The organism is Trujillonella endophytica, from assembly GCF_900110555.1.
GTDB lineage: Bacteria > Actinomycetota > Actinomycetes > Mycobacteriales > Geodermatophilaceae > Trujillonella > Trujillonella endophytica.
Genome location: NZ_FOEE01000008.1, coordinates 208,786 through 227,631 on the forward strand (window position 1 = coordinate 208,786; position 18,846 = coordinate 227,631).

An 18,846-nucleotide genomic window follows, 5' to 3' on the forward strand; every position below is an offset into this window, starting at 1 on the left:
TACTGGGGCCCGACCAGCGCGCAGTCGCCGACGACAGGAGTGCCCCGCATGCCCATCGCGACCCCCGAGGTCTACGCCGACATGATCAGCCGGGCGAAGGAGGGCGGCTTCGCCTACCCGGCGATCAACTGCACCTCCTCGGAGACGATCAACGCGGCGCTGCGCGGGTTCGCCGATGCGGGCAGCGACGGCATCATCCAGTTCTCCACCGGCGGCGCGGAGTTCGGCTCCGGCACCAAGGTCAAGGACATGGTCACCGGGGCGGTCGCGCTGGCGGAGTTCGCCCACGTCGTCGCCGAGAAGTACCCGGTCAACGTGGCGCTGCACACCGACCACTGCCCCAAGGACAAGCTGGACTCCTACGTCCGGCCGCTGATCGCCGTCTCCCAGGACCGCGTGGACGCCGGCCAGGCGCCGCTGTTCCAGTCGCACATGTGGGACGGCTCGGCCGTCGACCTCGACGAGAACCTGCAGATCGCCGAGGAGCTCATCGCCCGGTGTTCCGCCGCGAAGATCGTGCTGGAGATCGAGATCGGCGTCGTCGGCGGCGAGGAGGACGGCGTCAGCCACGACATCAACGACAAGCTCTACACCGCCCCCGGTGACTACATCGCCACCGCCAAGGCGCTCGGCCTGGGCGAGAAGGGCGTCTACCTGCTCGCCGCGACGTTCGGCAACGTGCACGGCGTCTACAAGCCCGGCAACGTCCAGCTGCGGCCGGAGATCCTCAAGCAGGGCCAGGAGGTCGTCACCGCCGAGCTGGGCCTGCCCGAGGGCAGCAAGCCGTTCAACTTCGTCTTCCACGGCGGCTCGGGCTCGCTGCAGTCGGAGATCCGCGAGGCGCTGTCCTACGGCGTGGTGAAGATGAACGTCGACACCGACACCCAGTACGCCTTCACCCGGCCGATCGCCGGGCACATGTTCGGCAACTACGACGGCGTGCTGAAGATCGACGGCGAGGTGGGCAACAAGAAGGCCTACGACCCGCGCAGCTACCTCAAGGCCGCCGAGACGAGCATGGCGGCGCGCGTCGTGCAGGCCTGCGAGGACCTGCTGTCGGCCGGCCAGTCCACGAGCGCATGACGCACTCGCACGGGAACCTGCTGGGCGAGCCGCCGGCCACCCTCCTCCCGCCGTCCCCGGAGGCCGAGCGAGAGCTCGCCGAGGGCGTCGCCGCCGCGGAGGTGGCGGCACACCACCCCACGTACAGCGCGGCCTGGGCGGCGCTGGCAGAGGAGGCCGTCGAGGGTGGCCGGGTGATCGAGGCCTACGCCTACGCCCGCACCGGCTACCACCGCGGGCTGGACGCGCTGCGCCGCAACGGCTGGAAGGGCTTCGGTCCGGTGCCGTGGTCGCACGAGCCCAACCGCGGCTTCCTGCGCTGCGTCACGGTGCTGGCGCGGGCCGCCGAGGCGATCGGCGAGACCGCCGAGCAGGAACGCTGCACCCAGCTGCTGCGCGACTGCGACCCCAGCCTCGGGGCCTGACGCTCACCCTCGGTCATCTCGGCAGGCGGAACGGCCGGTCCTCGCTCACACTGCGTGTTCCACGGTGCCGTTCGGGCACCGCGACACGAAGTGGGGTGCGGTCATGGCAACACTGCTCTGGATCATCGCCGTCGTCCTGGTGATCGCCGGCATCGTCGCGATCGTCCGCCGTCAGCTGCTGTGGGGCATCGTGCTCATCGTGGTCGGGCTGCTCGTGGGCCCGGGCGGAGTGAGCATCTTCAACGTCTGACCGGCCCTCCCGGCGGGTGGACCACACCCCGCCGGGAGGGCTCCGGCGTTCCCGTCAGCGCGCGTTCCAGTCCGGGTGCGTCCGCTCGATCTCGTCGGTGAGCGCCGTGAGCTCGTCGTCGCCCGCCATCAGCCGGGTCAGGCTGTCGGCGTCGACGTCCTCCCGGGTGAGCCGGCCCGCGACCTGGCCGCCGGCCAGGAGCAGGAACCGGTCGCCGATCAGGTGGGCGTAGCGCGGGTTGGCGGTCACGACGACGACGGCGAGCCCGCGCGCCCGGGCCGCGAGCAGCGCCTGCCCCGCCTGGGTGGCCCCGGCGACGCTGCGCGGCGCGATCGGCTCGTCGACGAGCAGGGCCCGCGACCCGAAGTGCAGCGCGCGGGCGATCGCCAGGCTCTGCCGCTCCCCGGGGCGCAGCCCGCTGGCCGGCTGGTCGGGGTCCACGCCGGCCATGCCGACCTTCGCCAGTTCGCGCGCCGTGAGCTCGCGCGCCGCGGCCAGGTCCACCCGGCGCAGCGGCCACATCCCGGCCGTGGGCTCGGCGCCGAGGCAGAAGTTCCGCCACACCGACATCAGCGGGGCCACGGAGAGGTCGTTCCAGACGGTGGCGATGCCGGCCGCGCGCGCGTCCCGGGCTGACCGGAACCGTGCCGGGCGGCCGTCGAGGAGCAGGCTCCCCTCGTCCGGCCGGGTCAGCCCCGAGAGCACCGACACCAGCGTCGACTTGCCGGAACCGTTCTCGCCGAGGACGCAGGTGATCGTGCCGGGCGCGAACTCCGCGGACACCCGGGACAGCGCCGCCACGCTGCCGTGGCGCACCGTCACCTGGCCCAGCGCCAGCACCGGGGGCGGACCGGGGACGACGGGGCCGGGCCCGCCGGGGACGTCGTCGGCGCTCACGACCGGGGCACCTCCCGCAGCCGGCTGCGCACCACGCCGCTGGCGAGCAGCGCGACGATCAGCAGCACGCCGAGGAACGCCTGGAACCACAGCGAGTCCCAGCCCGCCAGCGTGATCCCGAACTGGGCGACGGCGTAGATCAGGGCGCCGACCGCCGCGCCCACCGCGGAGCCGTAGCCGCCGGTGAGCAGGCAACCGCCGATGACCGCGGCGACGAGGAAGTCGATCGACGGCATCAGCGTCGAGCCGCCCTCCGCGGTGCCCAGCCGGACCAGCACCAGGGTGCCGATCAGCCACCCGGCAGCAGCGGTGCAGCAGAACAGGGTCAGCGTGGTCCGCCGGACCGGGACGCCGAGCTCGCGGGCGGCGCGCCGGGCCCCGCCGACGGCGAGGACGCCGTTGCCGAACGGGGTGCGCCACAGCAGCCACGCCGCCCAGGCCGTCAACCCGAGCCACCACACGATCGAGATGCTGAAGACGCCCTCGCCCCACTCCGCGGTGGACTGGAAGACCGTGCGCGCCGAGGACCATCCGGGCGCCTCGTCGAGGTTCTGCAACACCGTCGTCCCGGCGATCGCGCGGGTCAGCGCGAGGGAGGTGCCCTGCAGCACGAGGTGCGCGGCGAGGGTCACCAGGAAGCTGGGCAGCCCGGTGCGGACGACGAGCCAGCCGTTGAGCAGGCCGACGACGAGGGAGGCGGCCAGCGAGACGGCCAGCGCCGGCCAGATGCCCCAGCCCGCCTCGGCGACCAGGAGCCCGGTGAGCAGGGAACTGGACGCCGCCACCATGCCGATCGAGAGGTCGATGTGGCCGGCGATCAGGAGCAGGCCCACCGCCAGCGCGCCGATGCCCAGCAGCGAGGCGCTGTCCAGCACGCCCGCCAGGCCGCCCGCGCTCACCAGGGCGGGCGCCGCGACCGCGAAGAACACCGTGACGACCACGAGCCCGATCCAGGCGGCCGTGCTCGGACGGACCAGCGTCCGGCCGAGGAGGCGACCTCCGGGGACCGGGCCGGCGAGGGCCGACCGGGACCCGGGCAGCTGGCCGGCGGTCACGTGGGCCGGCTCGGGGACGACGGCAGGGGGGCCTCCTCGACGGCTGGGGAGAGGGGGTCAGTGTCCATGACCCGCGTCCGGCCTCCCGACGGGGTCCCGCGCCGGGCGCGGGGGCGGTCGGGAGCCTCCGTCAGGGCTGCAGGCGCCAGCGCACCCGGTCGTCGGCGTACCAGGTCCAGCGGCTCACGAGGCGGGGGAGGACGACGCCGTCGCGGGTCACCCGGGCCGGGTCGCAGGCGATCTGCAGCGCCCGGCCGGTGGACAGCCGCGGCGGCCGCATGGGCAGGACCGACACGACGACGCGGAGGGTGTCCACGGCGCGCCACTCCGGCCGGGCGGTGATGCGGCTGATCAGCCCGTCGGCGACCTTGACGTCGTCGTGGTGGGCCTGGGCGCCGAACCGCCGGGCGAGCCGGGGGCGGATGCCGTCGGCGGCGGGCTCGACGCGGCCGGTGTGCAGCAGGACCCCGCCGTGGTCGTCGCGCACCAGCGTCATCTCGCGCTCGGCGCCGCCGCCGATGCCGAGGTCGCGGGCCAGCCCGCGGGAGAGCTTGTCGTCGGCCGGCTCCCAGGAGACGGCGACGTCGGCGGTGCGGGACGCGCGGTTGAGGGCGGCGAGCACGCCGGCGAGCGCGGGAACCGGGCCCCGGACCAGCACCGAGGACCCCTCACCGGCGCCGGCCACGGCGTCGGGGGTCGGTGCCTGATCCGGGGCGAGGCCGCGTAGGTCCACCTCGAGCAGGGGCATGCGATTACCCTGCCACCTGGCAGGCCGGTCATCACCGGTGTCGATGCGCGAGGGGATCTGACGAGCGATGCCGGCTGTGGTGCTGATCGGTGCCCAGTGGGGCGACGAGGGCAAGGGCAAGGCGACCGACCTGCTCGGTGGCCGCGTGCCCTACGTGGTCCGTTACCAGGGCGGGAACAACGCCGGGCACACGGTGATCACGCCCGACGGCGAGCGGTACGCGCTGCACCTGATCCCGTCGGGCATCCTCACGCCCGGCTGCACCCCGGTCATCGGCAACGGTGTGGTGGTGGACCCCGAGGTCCTCATCCGCGAGCTGACGGGGCTGGAGGAGCGCGGCGTCGACACCTCGCGGCTGGTCATCTCCGCCGACGCGCACCTGATCATGCCGCACCACCGGGCCCTGGATAAGGTCACCGAGCGGTTCCTGGGCACGCGGAAGATCGGCACGACCGGTCGCGGCATCGGCCCCGCCTACGGCGACAAGGTGGCCCGCACCGGCATCCGCGTGGCCGACCTGCTCGACCTGTCGATCCTGCGCCAGAAGCTCGAGGGCACGCTGCAGGAGAAGAACCAGGTCCTCGTCAAGGTCTACAACCGCAAGGCGATCGACGTCGACGAGGTCGTGGAGGAGTACGCGGGGTACGCGGAGGTCCTCAAGGCCCGGATCGCCGACACCCGGCTGCTGCTGGGCAACGCCCTCGACGCCGGCGAGTACGTGCTGCTGGAGGGGTCGCAGGGCACGCTGCTCGACGTCGACCACGGCACGTATCCGTTCGTGACGTCGTCCAACCCGACCGCGGGCGGCGCCGCGGTGGGCAGCGGTATCGGCCCGACCCGCATCACGCGGGTGATCGGCATCCTGAAGGCCTACACGACCCGGGTGGGCTCGGGGCCCTTCCCGACCGAGCTGCACGACGCCAACGGCGAGTACCTGCGCAAGCACGGCGGCGAGGTGGGCGTGACCACGGGTCGCGACCGCCGCTGCGGCTGGTTCGACGCGGTCATCGCGCGCTACGCCAGCCGGGTCAACGGCATCACCGACTACTTCCTCACCAAGCTCGACGTCCTCTCGGGGCTCGCGACGGTGCCGATCTGCGTGGCCTACGAGATCGACGGCGTCCGGCACGACGAGATGCCGATGACGCAGACCGACTTCCACCACGCGACGCCGATCTACGAGGAGATGCCGGGCTGGTTCGAAGACATCCGGCACTGCCGGTCCTTCGACGAGCTGCCGGCCAACGCCCAGGCCTACGTGCGGCGGCTGGAGCAGCTGGCCGGCGCGCGGGTCAGCGTGATCGGGGTGGGCCCGGGCCGCGACGAGAACGTGGTCCTGCACGACCTGCTGGGCTAGACGCTCGGCGGTTCCGGGTGCGGTCCGGCGGACCGCAGACCTGTCATGCCGCGGCGCAGACCGGGGCGAACTCCTCGCGCACGGAGACGGCGATCTCGGGGTGATCGGTGATCAGGCCGTCCACCCCGAGGCCGAGCAGCAGGCGGGCCTCCCCGGCGGCGTCGCCGAGGGCGCTCGGGTCGTCGCCGATCTGCAGGTGCCGGGGAAGGAAGGCGTTCTCGGCGCGCAGCGTCCACGGGACGACGCTCAGTCCGGCGTGGTGGGCGCGGGTGACCAGGTCGGTCGGGCCGGTCAGCTGGCCGCCGGCGTTGCGCGGCAGGATCCGGTGCCGGCTGGGCGCGATGCCCTGCGCGTAGGTGGAGATGCCGCGCAGGCCCGCGTTGGTGAGCAGCGGGTCGTCCTCGGGGGCGTCGTCGACGAGCTGGAACATCGTCGGGCCGCCGTCGCCGACCAGGCCACGCAGCTCCTGCAGGCCCGCGGCGTCGAAGGACTGCACGACGACGGTTCCGTCCGGGGAGACGGCGTCCAGCCGATGCAGCTCCGCGGCCACGAGCTCGGCCATGGGCAGGCCGTGCTCGGCCGACCAGCTCGGCTTCTTCAACTCGGCGAGCACGCGGATCGGGCGCTCGGGGGTCGACCGCCGGCGGGCCAGCTCGACGACCTCGGCGAGGGTGAGGATCTCGAACGTGCCGTCGTAGGCGGTGTTGAGCGGGCGCAGCTCGGGCATGCGCTCGATCGCCCGCAGCGTCCGGATCTCGGCCAGGGTGAGGTCCTCGGCGAACCAGCCGGTGCGCTCCTTGCCGCCCACGACCCGGGTGGTGCGCCGGCCGGCGAACTCGGGCCGCGCGGCGACGTCCGTGGTCCGGGAGAGCTCGTTCTCGTGCCGGACGACGAGGGCGCCGTCGCGGGTGACCACCACGTCGGGCTCGACGAGGTCGGCGCCGAGGTCGATGGCGAGGTCGTAGCTCGCGGCGGTGTGCTCGGGCCGGTAGGCCGGGGCGCCGCGGTGACCGACGATCACGGGACGGGGGAGGCGGCTCGCCCGGGGCACCGCCGGCGACAGGATGGCCTGCATGTCCCCTACAACACCGTGACCGGGTGTCCATGACGCGAACGCCGAACGGCGCGTTGCGCACAATTCGGCAGACGTGCAGGTCATCGGGCCACAGCTGTGTCCGCTGTGGCGGAAATCGCCTTCGGAGGTGGACCGGGGCGGCGTGGCCCGGCGGCGCGGCATATCCCTGGATCGGCCGGGCGGGTGTCGATCTTGAGTCCGCGGGCGCGAAAACTCGGGCGACAGTCCTGCCGTGCGGCGCCACCATCGTCGGCGTGGACGACCTCGCACTGCTCGGCTGGGACGACGAGCGGGCGCCCGAGCTCCCGGCCGGCACCGCGCCCGCGCGGATCGGACGGGTCGACCGGGGCCTGCTGACCGTCCTCGCCTCCGACGGGGAACGCCGGGTGCACCCCGCGCCGGCGCTGCACGGGGGCACCGGCCCGGCGGTGGGCGACTGGGTGGCGCTGCGCGGGGACCTGGCGGTGTCGCTGCTGCCCCGGCGGACGGCGTTCGTGCGGACGGCGGCCGGCCGGGGCTCGGCGGAGCAGGTGGTCGCGGCGAATCTCGACACGGTGCTGGTGGTCGACGCGCTCGGCGGGCCGGTGCGGTTGCGCCGGGTGGAGCGATACCTGGCCGTGGCCTGGAGCAGCGGGGCCACGCCGGTCGTCGTGCTCACCAAGGCCGACCTCTGCGACGACGCCCCGGCGACCGCCGCCGAGGTGGCCGAGGCGCTGCTCGGGGTGGACGTCGTCGCGGTGAGCGCGGTGACGGAGGAGGGCCTGGACGAGCTGTCGGCCCGGCTGGGACCCGGCCGGACGGCCGCGCTGGTCGGCCCCTCCGGCGTCGGCAAGTCCAGCCTGGTCAACGCCCTGCTCGGGGAGCCGCTGGTGGCGACCGGGCCGGTGCGCGAGGTCGACGGCCGGGGCCGGCACACCACGACCGCCCGCGAGCTGCACCGGCTGCCCGGCGGGGGACTGCTGGTCGACACCCCGGGCATGCGGGAGCTCGCCCTGGCCGACGACGAGGGCATCGACGTCGCCTACGCCGACGTCGCGGACCTGGCCGCCGCCTGCCGCTTCCGCGACTGCGGGCACCGCACGGAGCCGGGCTGCGCGGTCACCGCCGCGATCGCCGCGGGCACGCTCGACCTGGGCCGGCTCGCCGGGTGGCGCAAGCTGCAGGCCGAGGCGCACCGGCAGGCGCTGCGCTCGGACGCCCGCGCCCGCGCCGCGGAGCACGCCCGGGTGCGCGCGCTGCACAAGGCGATGCGCTCGCAGCCGAACCGGATGCGCTAGCCGCCACCCGGGCCGCCGCCCCGGGCCCCATCGGTAGGGTCGCCGTCCGTGCGCGTGCTCGTGATCGGCTCCGGTGCCCGGGAGCACGCCCTGTGCGTCGCTCTGCAGTCCGACCCCGCGGTGACCGCCCTGGCCTGCGCGCCGGGCAACGCGGGCACCCGGCGGATCGCCGAGCCGGCGGCGGTCGACCCCGCCGATCCGGTCGCGGTCGCCGCGCTGGCCACCGGCTGGGGCGCCGACCTGGTGGTGATCGGGCCCGAGGTGCCGCTGGTCGCCGGGGTCGCCGACGCCGTCCGCGACGCCGGCATCGCCTGCTTCGGCCCGTCGGCGCAGGCCGCGCAGCTCGAGGGCAGCAAGTCCTTCGCCAAGCACGTCATGGCCGCCGCCGGGGTGCCCACGGCCCGCGCCTGGGCGGTCGGGGGGCCGGCGGAGCTGCGGACCGCCCTCGACGAGGTGGCCGCGCTCGCCCCCGGCGTCCCGTACGTGGTCAAGGACGACGGGCTGGCCGCGGGCAAGGGCGTCGTCGTCACCCCGGACCGGGCGGCCGCGCTCGCCCACGGCACCGGGGTGCTCGAGGCCGGTGGCGCCGTCCTCGTCGAGGAGTACCTCGACGGCCCGGAGGTGTCGCTGTTCGCCGTCACCGACGGGACGACGGTGCTGCCGCTGGTGCCGGCCCAGGACCACAAGCGCCGCGACGACGGCGACGCCGGCCCCAACACCGGTGGCATGGGTGCCTACGCGCCGCTGCCGTGGGCGCCGGCCGGCCTCGTCGACGAGGTGCTGGCCTCGGTGCTGCAGCCGACGGTCGACGAGATGGCCCGCCGCGGGGAGCCGTTCTCCGGGTTGCTCTACGCCGGGCTGGCGCTGACCTCGCGCGGCGTGCGCGTCGTCGAGTTCAACGCCCGCTTCGGCGATCCGGAGACGCAGGTCGTGCTGCCGCTGCTCGCCACGCCGCTGGGTGGGCTGCTGCACGCCGCCGCCACCGGCATGCTCGCCGACCACCCGCCGCTGCAGTGGCGGGAGGGCGCCGCGGTGACCGTCGTCGTCGCCGCCGAGGGCTACCCCGAACGGCCGCGCACCGGGGACCCGGTCGCCGGGGCCGACGGTGAGGGCGTGCTGCACGCCGGCACGGCCGTGTCCGCCGACGGCACGGTGCGGTCGGCGGGCGGCCGGGTTCTGGCGGTCACCGCGACCGGCGCGGACCTCGCCGCGGCCCGGCGGACGGCGTACGAGCGGGTCGCCGCCGTGCGGCTGGCCGGCGCGCACTGGCGCACCGACATCGGCCTGGCCGCCGTCGAGGGCCGCATCGCCGTCCCCTAGTCATGGTCCGGGGCTGAGGGGCCTGCGGGGCCGCCGTCCTCCCTCACCGCAGCGCGTCCTCCCTCACCGCACACCGCGGGGGAGGACGCCGCGGGATCAGGTTCCCTGATCCCCGACGGGCTCAGCCGCGGACGCCGACCGCCGGCTTGCCGCGTTCGGGCCGTGGCTCGGGCGGCCGGGGACCGTCGTGCCGGCGGGCGAGGTAGGTGCCGGCGACGTTCGCGCAGGCGACCACCGGGACGGCGATGAGCGCGCCGAAGATGCCGGCGATGAGCAGGCCCGCAGCGATGGCGAGGACGACGGCCAGCGGGTGCACGTGCACGGCGCGGCCCAGCAGGAGCGGCTGCAGGATGTGCCCCTCCACCTGCATGACCAGCACGACGATCGCGAGCGCGATGAGCGCCTTGACCGGCCCCACCGCGACCAGCGCGACCAGCACCGCCACCGAGCCGGCCAGGAACGAGCCGATGATCGGGATGAACGCGCCGAGGAACACCAGCGCGGCCAGCGGGATGACCAGGGGCACCTGGAGGATCGCCAGCCCGATGCCGATGCCGACCGCGTCGACCAGCGCGACGATCACCGTGGCGCGCGTGTAGGAGATGAGCGTGCGCCACGCGCGGCGGGCGGCCTCGTCGGTGAAGGCCCGGGCATCGGTGGGCAGCAGGCCGACCAGCCACAGCCAGATGGAGCGGCCGTCCTTGAGGAAGAAGAACAGCGTGAACAGCGCGAGGACGAACCCGGTGAACACCTCGCCGACCGTGGCGGCCGTGTCGATCGCGCCCGAGGCGATCTGCTCGGAGTTGCCGGCGAAGAAGTCCTGGGCCTGCTCGAGGGCCTGGTCGAGCTGGCTCTCGGTCACCGGGAACGTGTCGACGATGTAGTCGCGGACCTGCTCCAGGCCCGCGCTGACCTGTTCGGACAGGTCCTCGAAGCCGGCGATGAACCGCTCGACGACCAGCGTGATGATCCCGGCGACGACGCCCAGGCCCACCAGGAGCATCGCGATGGCGCCCAGCGACCGCGGCCAGCCGCGCCGCACCAGGGCCGCGGCGCCGGGTTGCAGGAGCGCGGCCAGCATCAGCGCGATGATGACGGGGACGATGACGACCGCGACAGAGGCCGCGGCCGTGATCAGCACGTACCCGCCGACCAGCACCACGATCAGCCGCCAGGACCACGCCGCGGCGGTCTGCAGGCCGGTGGGCACGCTCGCGTCGCCGACCGGCCGGCGCGGGGAGCGCCGGTGCGGAGCGCCACCCGGCGCCGGCGGACCGCTCACCCCGGCCGGGCCCGTCGCGCCGTCCAGGTCCGGCGCACCGGGCTCGGGGCTGCCCAGCGGCGGAGCGGTCGAGCCGGCGGCTGTGGCGTCCGGGGCCACCGCGGGCGCCGGGGTGGGCTCGTCGTCCCGGACCAGGATGGAGCGGTCCTCGTCCCGGGCGTGCCAGCCGTGCGGATCGGCCTCCGCGGCGGCGCGGATCCGCTCGCGGGCGCGGCCCACCAGCACGCCGGCGCGTCGGAGCATCGAGTTCTCCCGTCGGGCGTTGGGGGGCGGCGTCCATGATCACGCTAGCGCTGCGGGAGACTGGTGCCGTGCTGCGACGAGCTGACCGGATCGCCCGGGTACCCGCATGATCGACCGTTACACGCTGCCGGAGATGGGGCGGGTCTGGAGCGACGAGCACAAGTACGAGCTCTGGTGCCGCGTGGAGACCCTCGTGCTCGAGGCGCACGCCGCGGCCGGGCGCGTGCCGGCCGACGTCGTGGCGCCGGTCCGCGACGCTCCGCCGCCCACGGCGCAGCGGGTCGCCGAGATCGAGGAGACGACCCAGCACGACGTCATCGCGTTCCTCTCCGCCTGGGCCGACAACACCGAGCCGCGCTCGGCAGCGGCCTACGTGCACCACGGCATGACGTCCTCGGACCTGCTCGACACCTCGCTCGCGGTGCAGCTGACCGAGGCCACCGACCTGCTGCTGGCCCGCATGGACCGGTTCGTCGCCGTCCTGCGCGACCACGCGCTGGCCCACCGGGCCACGATCAAGGTCGGGCGCACCCACGGCGTGCACGCCGAACCCGACGTGTGGGGCCACCGGGTCGCCGACCTCGCCTTCGCCGCCGCGCGCTCGCGCGACCGGCTGCGCGCCGCCCGCGAGCGGGTCGGGGTGGTGGCGATCTCGGGCGCCGTCGGCACCTACTCCCTCATCGACCCGGCCGTGGAGCGGACGGTCGCCGAGGCGCTGGGGCTGACGGCGGCCGACGCGTCCACCCAGGTGGTGCTGCGCGACTCGATCAGCGAGTGGATCGCGGCGCTGGCGATCATCGCGACGGTCTGCGAGACGGTGGCCCTCGAGGTGCGGCACGGGCAGCGCACCGAGGTGCGGGAGCTGTCGGAGGCGTTCGGCTCGGGCCAGAAGGGCTCCAGCGCGATGCCGCACAAGAAGAACCCCATCCGCTCGGAGCGGATCGCGGGGCTCGCGCGGGTGGTGCGCGCCGCCGTCGTCCCGGTCATGGAGGGCATCCCGCTGTGGCACGAGCGGGACATCTCGCACTCCTCGACCGAGCGGGTGTTCCTGCCCGACGCGGCGATCACGACCGACTACCTGCTGCACCTGACCACCGGGCTGGTGGAGAACCTCGTCGTCGACGTCGAGCGGATGCGGGCGAACCTGGACCTGACCGGCGGGCTGATCTACACCTCGTCGGTGCTGCTGGAGGTCGTGGAGAGCGGGCTCTCCCGTGAGGACGCCTACGCGCTGGTGCAGGGCGCGGCGATGGAGACCTGGAACACCGGGACGCCGTTCCGGCAGACCCTGCGGTCCCGCGCCGCGGCCGCCGGGGTGACCCTCGACGAGGCCCGGCTGGACGAGATCTGCCGGCCGGAGCGGTACGTCGAGCAGCTCGGCCCGCTGTTCGACCGCGTCGCGGCGCTGACCTGATGTTGGATCTCCCACTCGTCGCCCGGGGCAAGGTGCGCGAGGTCTACGACGCCGGCGCCGACCGGCTGCTGCTCGTGGCGTCCGACCGGATCTCGGCCTACGACCACGTGCTCCCCACGCCCATCCCGGACAAGGGGCGGGTGCTCACCGCGCTGAGCGTGTGGTGGTTCGAGCAGCTCACCCCGGTGCTGGACGAGTTCGGCGCGGGGCACCACCTGCTCTCGGTCACGGACGTGCCCGCGGAGGTGGCCGGCCGGGCGATGCTGGTCCGGCGGCTGACGATGCTGCCCGTCGAGTGCGTGGCCCGTGGCTACCTGTCCGGCTCGGGCACGGTGGAGTACTCGCGGACCGGCTCGATCCGCGACGTCCCGCTGCCCGCCGGGCTGGTCGAGGGCTCGCGGCTGCCCGAGCCGGTGTTCACGCCGTCCACCAAGGCCGAGGTCGGCGAGCACGACGAGGCGATCGACTTCGCCGCCGTCGTCGGGCTGGTCGGGCAGGCCCGGGCCGAGGAGCTGCGGGAGCTCACCCTCGCGCTGTACCGGCGCGGGGCGGAGATCGCGCTCGACGCGGGCATCGTGCTCGCCGACACCAAGGTCGAGTTCGGCCTCTCGACCGAGGGTCGGCTGACCCTCGGCGACGAGGTGCTCACCCCGGACTCCTCGCGCTTCTGGCCGGCCGTGACCTGGTCGCCGGGCGCGGCCCAGCCGTCGTACGACAAGCAGTACGTGCGGGACTGGCTGACGTCGTCCGGCTGGGACCGCGTCTCCCCGCCGCCGGAGCTGCCCGACGACGTGGTCGCCGCCACCCGCGAGCGCTACGTGACGGCCTACGAGCAGCTGACCGGCCGCCGCTTCGCCTGAGCCCGGCTGCCCGTCGTCCCGCCGTCCCCAGGCGCGGCTGCGCCCTTCCTCGCCGAGTCCTGCGAACGCGTGGCCATCGCGGCCCGATGGCCACGACGTCGCAGGACTCGGGGCGGCTGTGGACGGCGGCAGCGAGCTCCGCGGATCTGGTCCAGCCTCTGCCGGTGCCCACGCCGCCCGTCCCGGCCCGGATCCGCCGTCCCAGTACCCGGCGCAGCGCTCGTGACGCCGGCGTCAGCGACTGGCAACTGCGCCACCGGGACGTGGTCCGGACGTCACGGGACACCTACCTGCCGCGGGACGCGACGGGCGACGTACGCGGCCGGGCCGCCGCCGTGCTGCTCGGGGCCCCGTCGGGTGCCGTGCTGAGCCACTGGACGGCCGCGGACCTGTGGGAGCTGGAGATCCCCCTGCAGCGGCCGGACCCGCGGATCCACCTCACCGCTCCGCCGCCCACGCGGGTGCGGCACCGTGCCGACCGGCGGATCCACGTCTCGGCGGTCCCGCCGGCGCAGGTGTTCGGCATCTCCGGCCTCCCGGTCACCTCGCCCGGGCGGACGTGGCTCGACCTGGCGGCATGCCTCGAGCCCGCCGCTCTGCTCGCGGTGACCGACCAGATGCTGCGCCGGAGGTATCCCCGCAGCTGGCTGCTCCGGCTGCTCGGAGAGGCCGACGGGCGACGGGGCGTGCGGACGGCGCGCGCGGTGCTCCCGCTGGCCGATCCGCTCGCGGGTTCACCCATGGAATCGGTGCTCCGCTGGTTGCTGCACGAGGCAGACCTGCCGAGTCCCGTCCTGCAGCAGGTCGTCCGGGACGGTTCCGGCTTCCTCGGCAGGGTGGACATGGCCTGGCCCGACCAGCGGGTCCTCGTCGAGTTCGACGGCGAGGTCCACCGAGAACGGGAGGTGTTCGTGCGGGACCTGCGTCGGCAGAACGGCCTGGTCCTGGCCGGCTGGACGATCCTGCGGTTCAGCTCGGCCGATGTCGTGGGGCGCCCCGGGGAGGTCGTCGCGGCGATCCGCACCGCGCTCGGCCTGTGACGCGCCCGCGCGAGTCGTACGAACTCGTGGCGATCAGGCGGTGATGGCCACGAGTTCGCATGAGTCGAGGCGCAGGGTGGGGGCCCGGCCGCGAGTGGGTGTCAGCTCACGCCGCTGGCCGCCTGGGCCCGGAGCTCGGCGAACACCCGGCGCCGGACCGCGTCCTCCTGGCGCTCGGTCAGCGCGGTGAAGCGCACCGACGCCTCCCATCGGCCGTCCTCGCGCGGATAGCGGCGGACGAGCCGGACCTCGTCGGTCATGGTCTCGCCGTCGAGGTCCAGGGCCAGCCGCATGGCGTCGCCGGACGCTCGGACGGGCCGGCCGTCCCGATCCGCCGGCTCCTCCTCCAGCAGCAGGCGTGCGCCGCCCTCGCTGAGGTCCAGGGTCGTCCCGGTCCGCTCGATGCCGCCCGTGGTCACGATGACGGGCAGGCGGAGGTCGGCGCGGACGGCGTTGCGGCGCTGGGTCTGCTCGACCGGGCCGAGGACGCGCACCTCCCACCGGGGTTCCTCGCCGAGCTCGACGGCGACCAGCTCGCCCGGGGCGGCGACCATCGTGCGGCCGTCGCGCCAGGTGAAGCGCAGCCGCGCGCCCGGCTCGAGCCGGATGGGCCGGCCGGACATGGTCCGGGCGACCGTGACGTGCACGGTCCCCCCGGCCACGTCGAGGACCGTTGCCGTCGCGCCCTCGTCCACCCCCTCGGCCTGCACGTCGACGATCTCCCGGACCGTCGGGAACTCGAGGACCTGGCCAGCACCCATGGGGATCCACCTCTCGCGCGGAACGCTGACGGCCGAACTCGTTTCGATAACGAGTCCGATCGGTTTCGCAGGCAAGATAGTGGGAGGAGTCACCTCGGGACCGCGCCGACACGCCCAGATCCGGGGTCGGTAGGCTGGGCGGGTGCCGCAGGTGGTCGTCGACGTCGTCCTCAAGCCGGAGATCTCCGACCCCCAGGGGCAGGCGGTGCTCGGGGCGCTCGGCCGCCTGGGTCACATCGGGGTGACCAGCGTCCGCCAGGGCAAGCACTTCGTCCTCGAGGTGGACGGGACGCCGAACGAGGCGGAGCTGCAGCAGATCGCCGAGACGCTGCTGGCCAACCCCGTCATCGAGGACGTCGAGCTGCACCTCCCGACCGACTGAGGAAGTCCCCCTTGCGCATCGGTGTCATCACCTTCCCGGGCTCCCTGGACGACGTCGACGCCGCCCGCGCGGTCCGCCTGGCCGGCGGCGAGGCCGTCGCCCTCTGGCACGGCGACCACGACCTCCGGGGCGTCGACGCGGTCGTCCTGCCCGGCGGCTTCTCCTACGGCGACTACCTGCGCGCCGGCGCGATCGCGGCCCGCTCGCCCCTGATGCAGGACGTCGTCGCGGCCGCGGGAACCGGGCTGCCCGTGCTCGGCATCTGCAACGGCTTCCAGGTGCTGTGCGAGGCCGGCCTCCTCCCGGGTGCCCTGCACCGCAACGCGCACCTGCACTTCCGCAACCGCGACCAGCAGTTGCGGGTCGAGCGCGCCGACACCACCTGGACGTCGTCCTACGAGGGCGGTCAGGTGATCACCGTCCCGGTCAAGAACGGCGAGGGCCGGTACGTGGCAGCGCCGGCGGACCTCGAGCGGATCGAGGGCGAGGGGCGGGTCGCGGTCCGCTACGTCGGCGGCAATCCCAACGGCAGCCTCAACGACATCGCCGGCGTGACCAGCGAGAACGGTCGGATCGTGGGCCTGATGCCGCACCCCGAGCACGCCGTGGAGGCCCTCACGGGCCCGAGCACCGACGGGCTGGGCTTCTTCACCAGCGTCCTGACGGCGGTCGTGGCCGCGTGACGACGAGGGTCGACACCGTCGAGCTCGCCGGCCGGACGCCGGACGACGCTCAGCCGTACGCCGAGCTCGGCCTCAAGGCCGACGAGTACGCCCGGATCCGCGAGATCCTCGGCCGGCGGCCCACCACCGCCGAGCTGGCCATGTACTCGGTGATGTGGAGCGAGCACTGCTCCTACAAGAGCTCGAAGGTGCACCTGCGCCGGTTCGGCGACCTGCCGCCCAGCGAGGCCGTGCTGGTGGGCATCGGCGAGAACGCCGGCGTGGTCGACGTCGGCGACGGCTACGCGGTCACCTTCAAGGTCGAGTCGCACAACCACCCCAGCTACGTCGAGCCCTACCAGGGCGCGGCCACCGGCGTGGGCGGGATCGTCCGCGACATCCTCACGATGGGCGCCCGCCCGGTCGCGGTCATGGACTCGCTGCGCTTCGGCCGCGCCGATGCCCCCGACACCGCGCGGCTGCTGCCGGGCGTCGTCGCCGGGGTCGGCGGCTACGGCAACTGCCTCGGCCTGCCCAACATCGGCGGCGAGCTGCTCTTCGACGACTGCTACGCCGGGAACCCCCTGGTCAACGCGTTGTGCGTGGGCGTGATGCGGCACGAGGACGTGCACCTGGCCAAGGCCGAGGGCGTCGGCAACAAGGTCGTCCTGTTCGGCGCCCGCACCGGCGGGGACGGCATCGGCGGCGTCAGCGTGCTCGCCAGCGAGACCTTCGACGAGACCGGCCCGGCCAAGCGCCCCGCGGTGCAGGTCGGCGACCCGTTCATGGAGAAGCTGCTCATCGAGGCCTGCCTGGAACTGTTCGCGGCCGACCTGGTCACCGGCATCCAGGACCTCGGCGGAGCGGGCCTGTCCTGCGCCACCAGCGAGCTGGCGAGCGCCGGCGCCGGCGGCATGCACGTCGACCTCGAGCGGGTGCCGCTGCGCGACAGCACGCTCACCCCGGCCGAGATCCTGATGAGCGAGTCGCAGGAGCGCATGTGCGCGATCGTCGAGCCGGCCAAGGTCGACGCCTTCCTCGCCGTCTGCCGCAAGTGGGACGTGCTCGCCGCCGTCATCGGTGAGGTCACCGACGGCGAGCGGCTGACGGTGGACTGGCACGGCGAGCGGATCGTCGACGTCCCGCCGCGCACGGTCGCCCACGAGGGGCCGGTCTACGAGCGGCCGATGGCCCGCCCGGCCGACCTGGACGGGCTGCAGGCCGACGACGCTGCCCGGCTGCCCCGGCCCTCGACGCCCGCGGAGCTGCAGGCGCACTGGCTGGCCGTGGTCGCTAGTCCCGACGGCGCCGACAAGAGCTGGGTCACCGAGCAGTACGACCGCTACGTGCGCGGCAACACCGTGCTGGCCCAGCCCGAGGACGCCGGCGTCATCCGCATCGACGAGGAGTCCCACCGCGGGATCGCCCTCGCGCTCGACGGCAACGCCCGCTTCGCGCGGCTCGACCCCTACGCCGGGGCGCAGCTGAACCTGGCCGAGGCCTACCGCAACGTCGCCGTCTCCGGCGCGACGCCACTGGCGGTCACCAACTGCCTGAACTTCGGCTCCCCGGAGAACCCCGAGGTCATGTGGCAGTTCGCGGAGGCCGTGCGCGGTCTGGCCGACGGCTGCCGGGAGCTCGGGCTGCCGGTCACCGGGGGCAACGTCAGCCTCTACAACCAGACCGGGGACGTCGCGATCAACCCGACGCCGGTCATCGGCGTGCTCGGCGTGCACGACGACGTCCGCCGCCGGGTGCCCGCGGGCTGGCGTGCCGCGAGGGAGACGGTGCTGCTGTTCGGCACCACCCGCGAGGAGCTCGGCGGGTCGGCGTGGGCGAGCGTCGTCCACGGCCACCTGGGCGGGCGGCCGCCGGTGGTCGACCTGGCGGCCGAGCGGGCGCTGGGCGAGCTCCTGGCCGCGCTGTCGCGGGAGGGACGGGTCACCAGCGCCCACGACCTGGCCGACGGCGGCCTCGCGCAGGCCGTGACCGAGTCGGCGCTGCGGTACGGCGTCGGCGCGCGGCTGACGGTGGACGGCGACGCGTTCGTAGCCCTGTTCAGCGAGTCGGCGGCCCGCGCGGTGGTGACGACGACCGACCCCGACGCGGTGCGTGCCGCGGCGGAGCGGGCCGGCGTGCCGGTGACCGCGCTGGGCACGACGGGCGGGGAGTCCCTCGCCGTCGACGGTCTGCCGGAGCTGCCGCTGGCCGAGGTCCGCGCGGTGTGGGAGGCGACCCTGCCGGCGCTGTTCGGGCACCCGGAGGACCTCACCGGCCGGGCGGCCGGCGTCGTTCCCGCGGGGACCGTCCCCACCAGCTGATGGCCGGCACGGCGCCGATCCCCGCCGAGGAGCTGCGCGCCGCCGTCGACGCGGTGCGCCCCTGGCTGGACGGCGCCGCCGAGCAGCCCCCGCGGGCGGTGCTGGGCGCGGCGGTGAAGACCAGCACGCGCTGGCTGGCCCAGCAGGTGCCCGGCCGGTCCGTGGAGCTGCGGGTGCCCCCGCACGTCGCCGTCCAGCTGGTGCCGGGGCCGCGGCACACCCGCGGCACCCCGCCCAACGTCGTCGAGACTGACGCGGCCACCTGGTTGCGGCTGGCGACCGGTGCCGTGAGCTGGGCCGACGCCGTTGCCGAGGGGCGGGTCTCGGCAAGCGGCAACCGCGCCGACCTCGGCGAGTTCCTCCCCCTGCGCCCCCTGACCCGCCCCTGACGGCCAGGAGCGCGAACCTGCCCCGC

19 protein-coding genes are annotated in these 18,846 nt (G+C 74.6%); 13 read left to right on the forward strand and 6 right to left on the reverse strand.

Annotated features, from left to right (window positions below):
* The first annotated feature begins 48 nt into the window (after positions 1 to 48).
* The 3 genes from fbaA (at position 49) to BMY88_RS23880 (ending at position 1,737) form a co-directional block, all read left to right on the forward strand.
* A complete protein-coding gene (gene fbaA / locus BMY88_RS14265) occupies positions 49 to 1,083 on the forward strand; it encodes a class II fructose-bisphosphate aldolase (protein WP_091944505.1) in 1,035 nt (344 codons plus the stop codon).
* A complete protein-coding gene (locus BMY88_RS14270) occupies positions 1,080 to 1,487 on the forward strand; it encodes a DUF3151 domain-containing protein (RefSeq protein WP_091944507.1) in 408 nt (135 codons plus the stop codon). Before fbaA ends, BMY88_RS14270 begins: the two co-directional genes overlap by 4 nt.
* A gap of 103 nt (positions 1,488 to 1,590) precedes the next feature.
* Complete coding sequence (locus BMY88_RS23880) at positions 1,591 to 1,737, forward strand: GPGG-motif small membrane protein (RefSeq protein WP_170861110.1); 147 nt, start codon at positions 1,591 to 1,593, stop codon at positions 1,735 to 1,737.
* 54 nt (positions 1,738 to 1,791) lie between these two features.
* Here the strand turns inward: BMY88_RS23880 and BMY88_RS14280 are convergent, their stop codons facing one another.
* The 3 genes from BMY88_RS14280 to BMY88_RS14290 form a co-directional block, all read right to left on the reverse strand.
* Complete coding sequence (locus BMY88_RS14280; protein WP_091944513.1) at positions 1,792 to 2,634, reverse strand: ATP-binding cassette domain-containing protein; 843 nt, start codon at positions 2,632 to 2,634, stop codon at positions 1,792 to 1,794.
* Positions 2,631 to 3,689, reverse strand: coding sequence for an ABC transporter permease (locus tag BMY88_RS14285; protein WP_211435656.1), 1,059 nt, complete (start codon positions 3,687 to 3,689; stop codon positions 2,631 to 2,633). The genes BMY88_RS14280 and BMY88_RS14285 overlap by 4 nt, the downstream gene beginning before the upstream one ends.
* 130 nt (positions 3,690 to 3,819) lie before the next feature.
* Positions 3,820 to 4,437 (reverse strand): hypothetical protein, encoded by a 618-nt coding sequence (locus tag BMY88_RS14290; RefSeq protein ID WP_091944516.1) that lies wholly within the window; start codon positions 4,435 to 4,437, stop codon positions 3,820 to 3,822.
* A gap of 67 nt (positions 4,438 to 4,504) precedes the next feature.
* Between BMY88_RS14290 and BMY88_RS14295 the strand changes: the two genes are divergently transcribed.
* Positions 4,505 to 5,794 carry an adenylosuccinate synthase gene (locus BMY88_RS14295; RefSeq protein ID WP_091944520.1) on the forward strand — a complete coding sequence of 430 codons (1,290 nt, stop codon included), beginning with the start codon at positions 4,505 to 4,507 and terminating at the stop codon, positions 5,792 to 5,794.
* 43 nt (positions 5,795 to 5,837) lie between these two features.
* Here BMY88_RS14295 and BMY88_RS14300 read toward each other — a convergent pair whose 3' ends face one another.
* A complete protein-coding gene (locus BMY88_RS14300) occupies positions 5,838 to 6,869 on the reverse strand; it encodes a glycerophosphodiester phosphodiesterase family protein (protein WP_091944523.1) in 1,032 nt (343 codons plus the stop codon).
* Between the two features lie 254 nt (positions 6,870 to 7,123).
* Here BMY88_RS14300 and rsgA point away from each other — a divergent pair, with 254 nt between their 5' ends.
* Positions 7,124 to 8,146 (forward strand): ribosome small subunit-dependent GTPase A, encoded by a 1,023-nt coding sequence (rsgA, locus tag BMY88_RS14305; protein WP_091944526.1) that lies wholly within the window; start codon positions 7,124 to 7,126, stop codon positions 8,144 to 8,146.
* 48 nt (positions 8,147 to 8,194) lie between these two features.
* Positions 8,195 to 9,466 carry a phosphoribosylamine--glycine ligase gene (gene purD / locus BMY88_RS14310; RefSeq protein WP_091944530.1) on the forward strand — a complete coding sequence of 424 codons (1,272 nt, stop codon included), beginning with the start codon at positions 8,195 to 8,197 and terminating at the stop codon, positions 9,464 to 9,466.
* A gap of 121 nt (positions 9,467 to 9,587) precedes the next feature.
* Here the strand turns inward: purD and BMY88_RS14315 are convergent, their stop codons facing one another.
* Positions 9,588 to 10,991, reverse strand: a complete 1,404-nt coding sequence (locus BMY88_RS14315; RefSeq protein WP_091944532.1) for an AI-2E family transporter — start codon at positions 10,989 to 10,991, stop codon at positions 9,588 to 9,590.
* 106 nt (positions 10,992 to 11,097) lie between these two features.
* On the opposite strand from BMY88_RS14315, the gene purB reads away from it, so the two are divergent.
* The 3 genes from purB to BMY88_RS14330 all read left to right on the forward strand — a co-directional run bounded on the left by purB (position 11,098) and on the right by BMY88_RS14330 (position 14,305).
* Positions 11,098 to 12,405 (forward strand): adenylosuccinate lyase, encoded by a 1,308-nt coding sequence (gene purB / locus BMY88_RS14320; protein ID WP_091944533.1) that lies wholly within the window; start codon positions 11,098 to 11,100, stop codon positions 12,403 to 12,405.
* A complete protein-coding gene (locus BMY88_RS14325) occupies positions 12,405 to 13,265 on the forward strand; it encodes a phosphoribosylaminoimidazolesuccinocarboxamide synthase (protein ID WP_170861112.1) in 861 nt (286 codons plus the stop codon). The genes purB and BMY88_RS14325 overlap by 1 nt, the downstream gene beginning before the upstream one ends.
* A 164-nt stretch (positions 13,266 to 13,429) precedes the next feature.
* Positions 13,430 to 14,305 (forward strand): DUF559 domain-containing protein, encoded by an 876-nt coding sequence (locus BMY88_RS14330; protein WP_170861113.1) that lies wholly within the window; start codon positions 13,430 to 13,432, stop codon positions 14,303 to 14,305.
* A 101-nt stretch (positions 14,306 to 14,406) separates the two neighbouring features.
* Here the strand turns inward: BMY88_RS14330 and BMY88_RS14335 are convergent, their stop codons facing one another.
* A complete protein-coding gene (locus tag BMY88_RS14335) occupies positions 14,407 to 15,066 on the reverse strand; it encodes a flagellar brake protein (RefSeq protein WP_091944540.1) in 660 nt (219 codons plus the stop codon).
* Positions 15,067 to 15,208: 142 nt separating this feature from the next.
* Here BMY88_RS14335 and purS point away from each other — a divergent pair, with 142 nt between their 5' ends.
* The 4 genes from purS to BMY88_RS14355 are packed head-to-tail and all read left to right on the forward strand — an operon-like array spanning position 15,209 to position 18,820.
* Positions 15,209 to 15,448: a phosphoribosylformylglycinamidine synthase subunit PurS gene (purS, locus tag BMY88_RS14340; protein WP_091944543.1), complete on the forward strand. Its 240-nt coding sequence runs from the start codon at positions 15,209 to 15,211 to the stop codon at positions 15,446 to 15,448.
* An 11-nt stretch (positions 15,449 to 15,459) separates the two neighbouring features.
* A complete protein-coding gene (gene purQ, locus BMY88_RS14345; protein ID WP_091944546.1) occupies positions 15,460 to 16,131 on the forward strand; it encodes a phosphoribosylformylglycinamidine synthase subunit PurQ in 672 nt (223 codons plus the stop codon).
* Positions 16,128 to 18,431 carry a phosphoribosylformylglycinamidine synthase subunit PurL gene (purL, locus tag BMY88_RS14350; RefSeq protein ID WP_091944550.1) on the forward strand — a complete coding sequence of 768 codons (2,304 nt, stop codon included), beginning with the start codon at positions 16,128 to 16,130 and terminating at the stop codon, positions 18,429 to 18,431. Before purQ ends, purL begins: the two co-directional genes overlap by 4 nt.
* Positions 18,431 to 18,820, forward strand: coding sequence for a sterol carrier family protein (locus BMY88_RS14355; RefSeq protein ID WP_091944554.1), 390 nt, complete (start codon positions 18,431 to 18,433; stop codon positions 18,818 to 18,820). The genes purL and BMY88_RS14355 overlap by 1 nt, the downstream gene beginning before the upstream one ends.
* Positions 18,821 to 18,846: the final 26 nt, after the last annotated feature.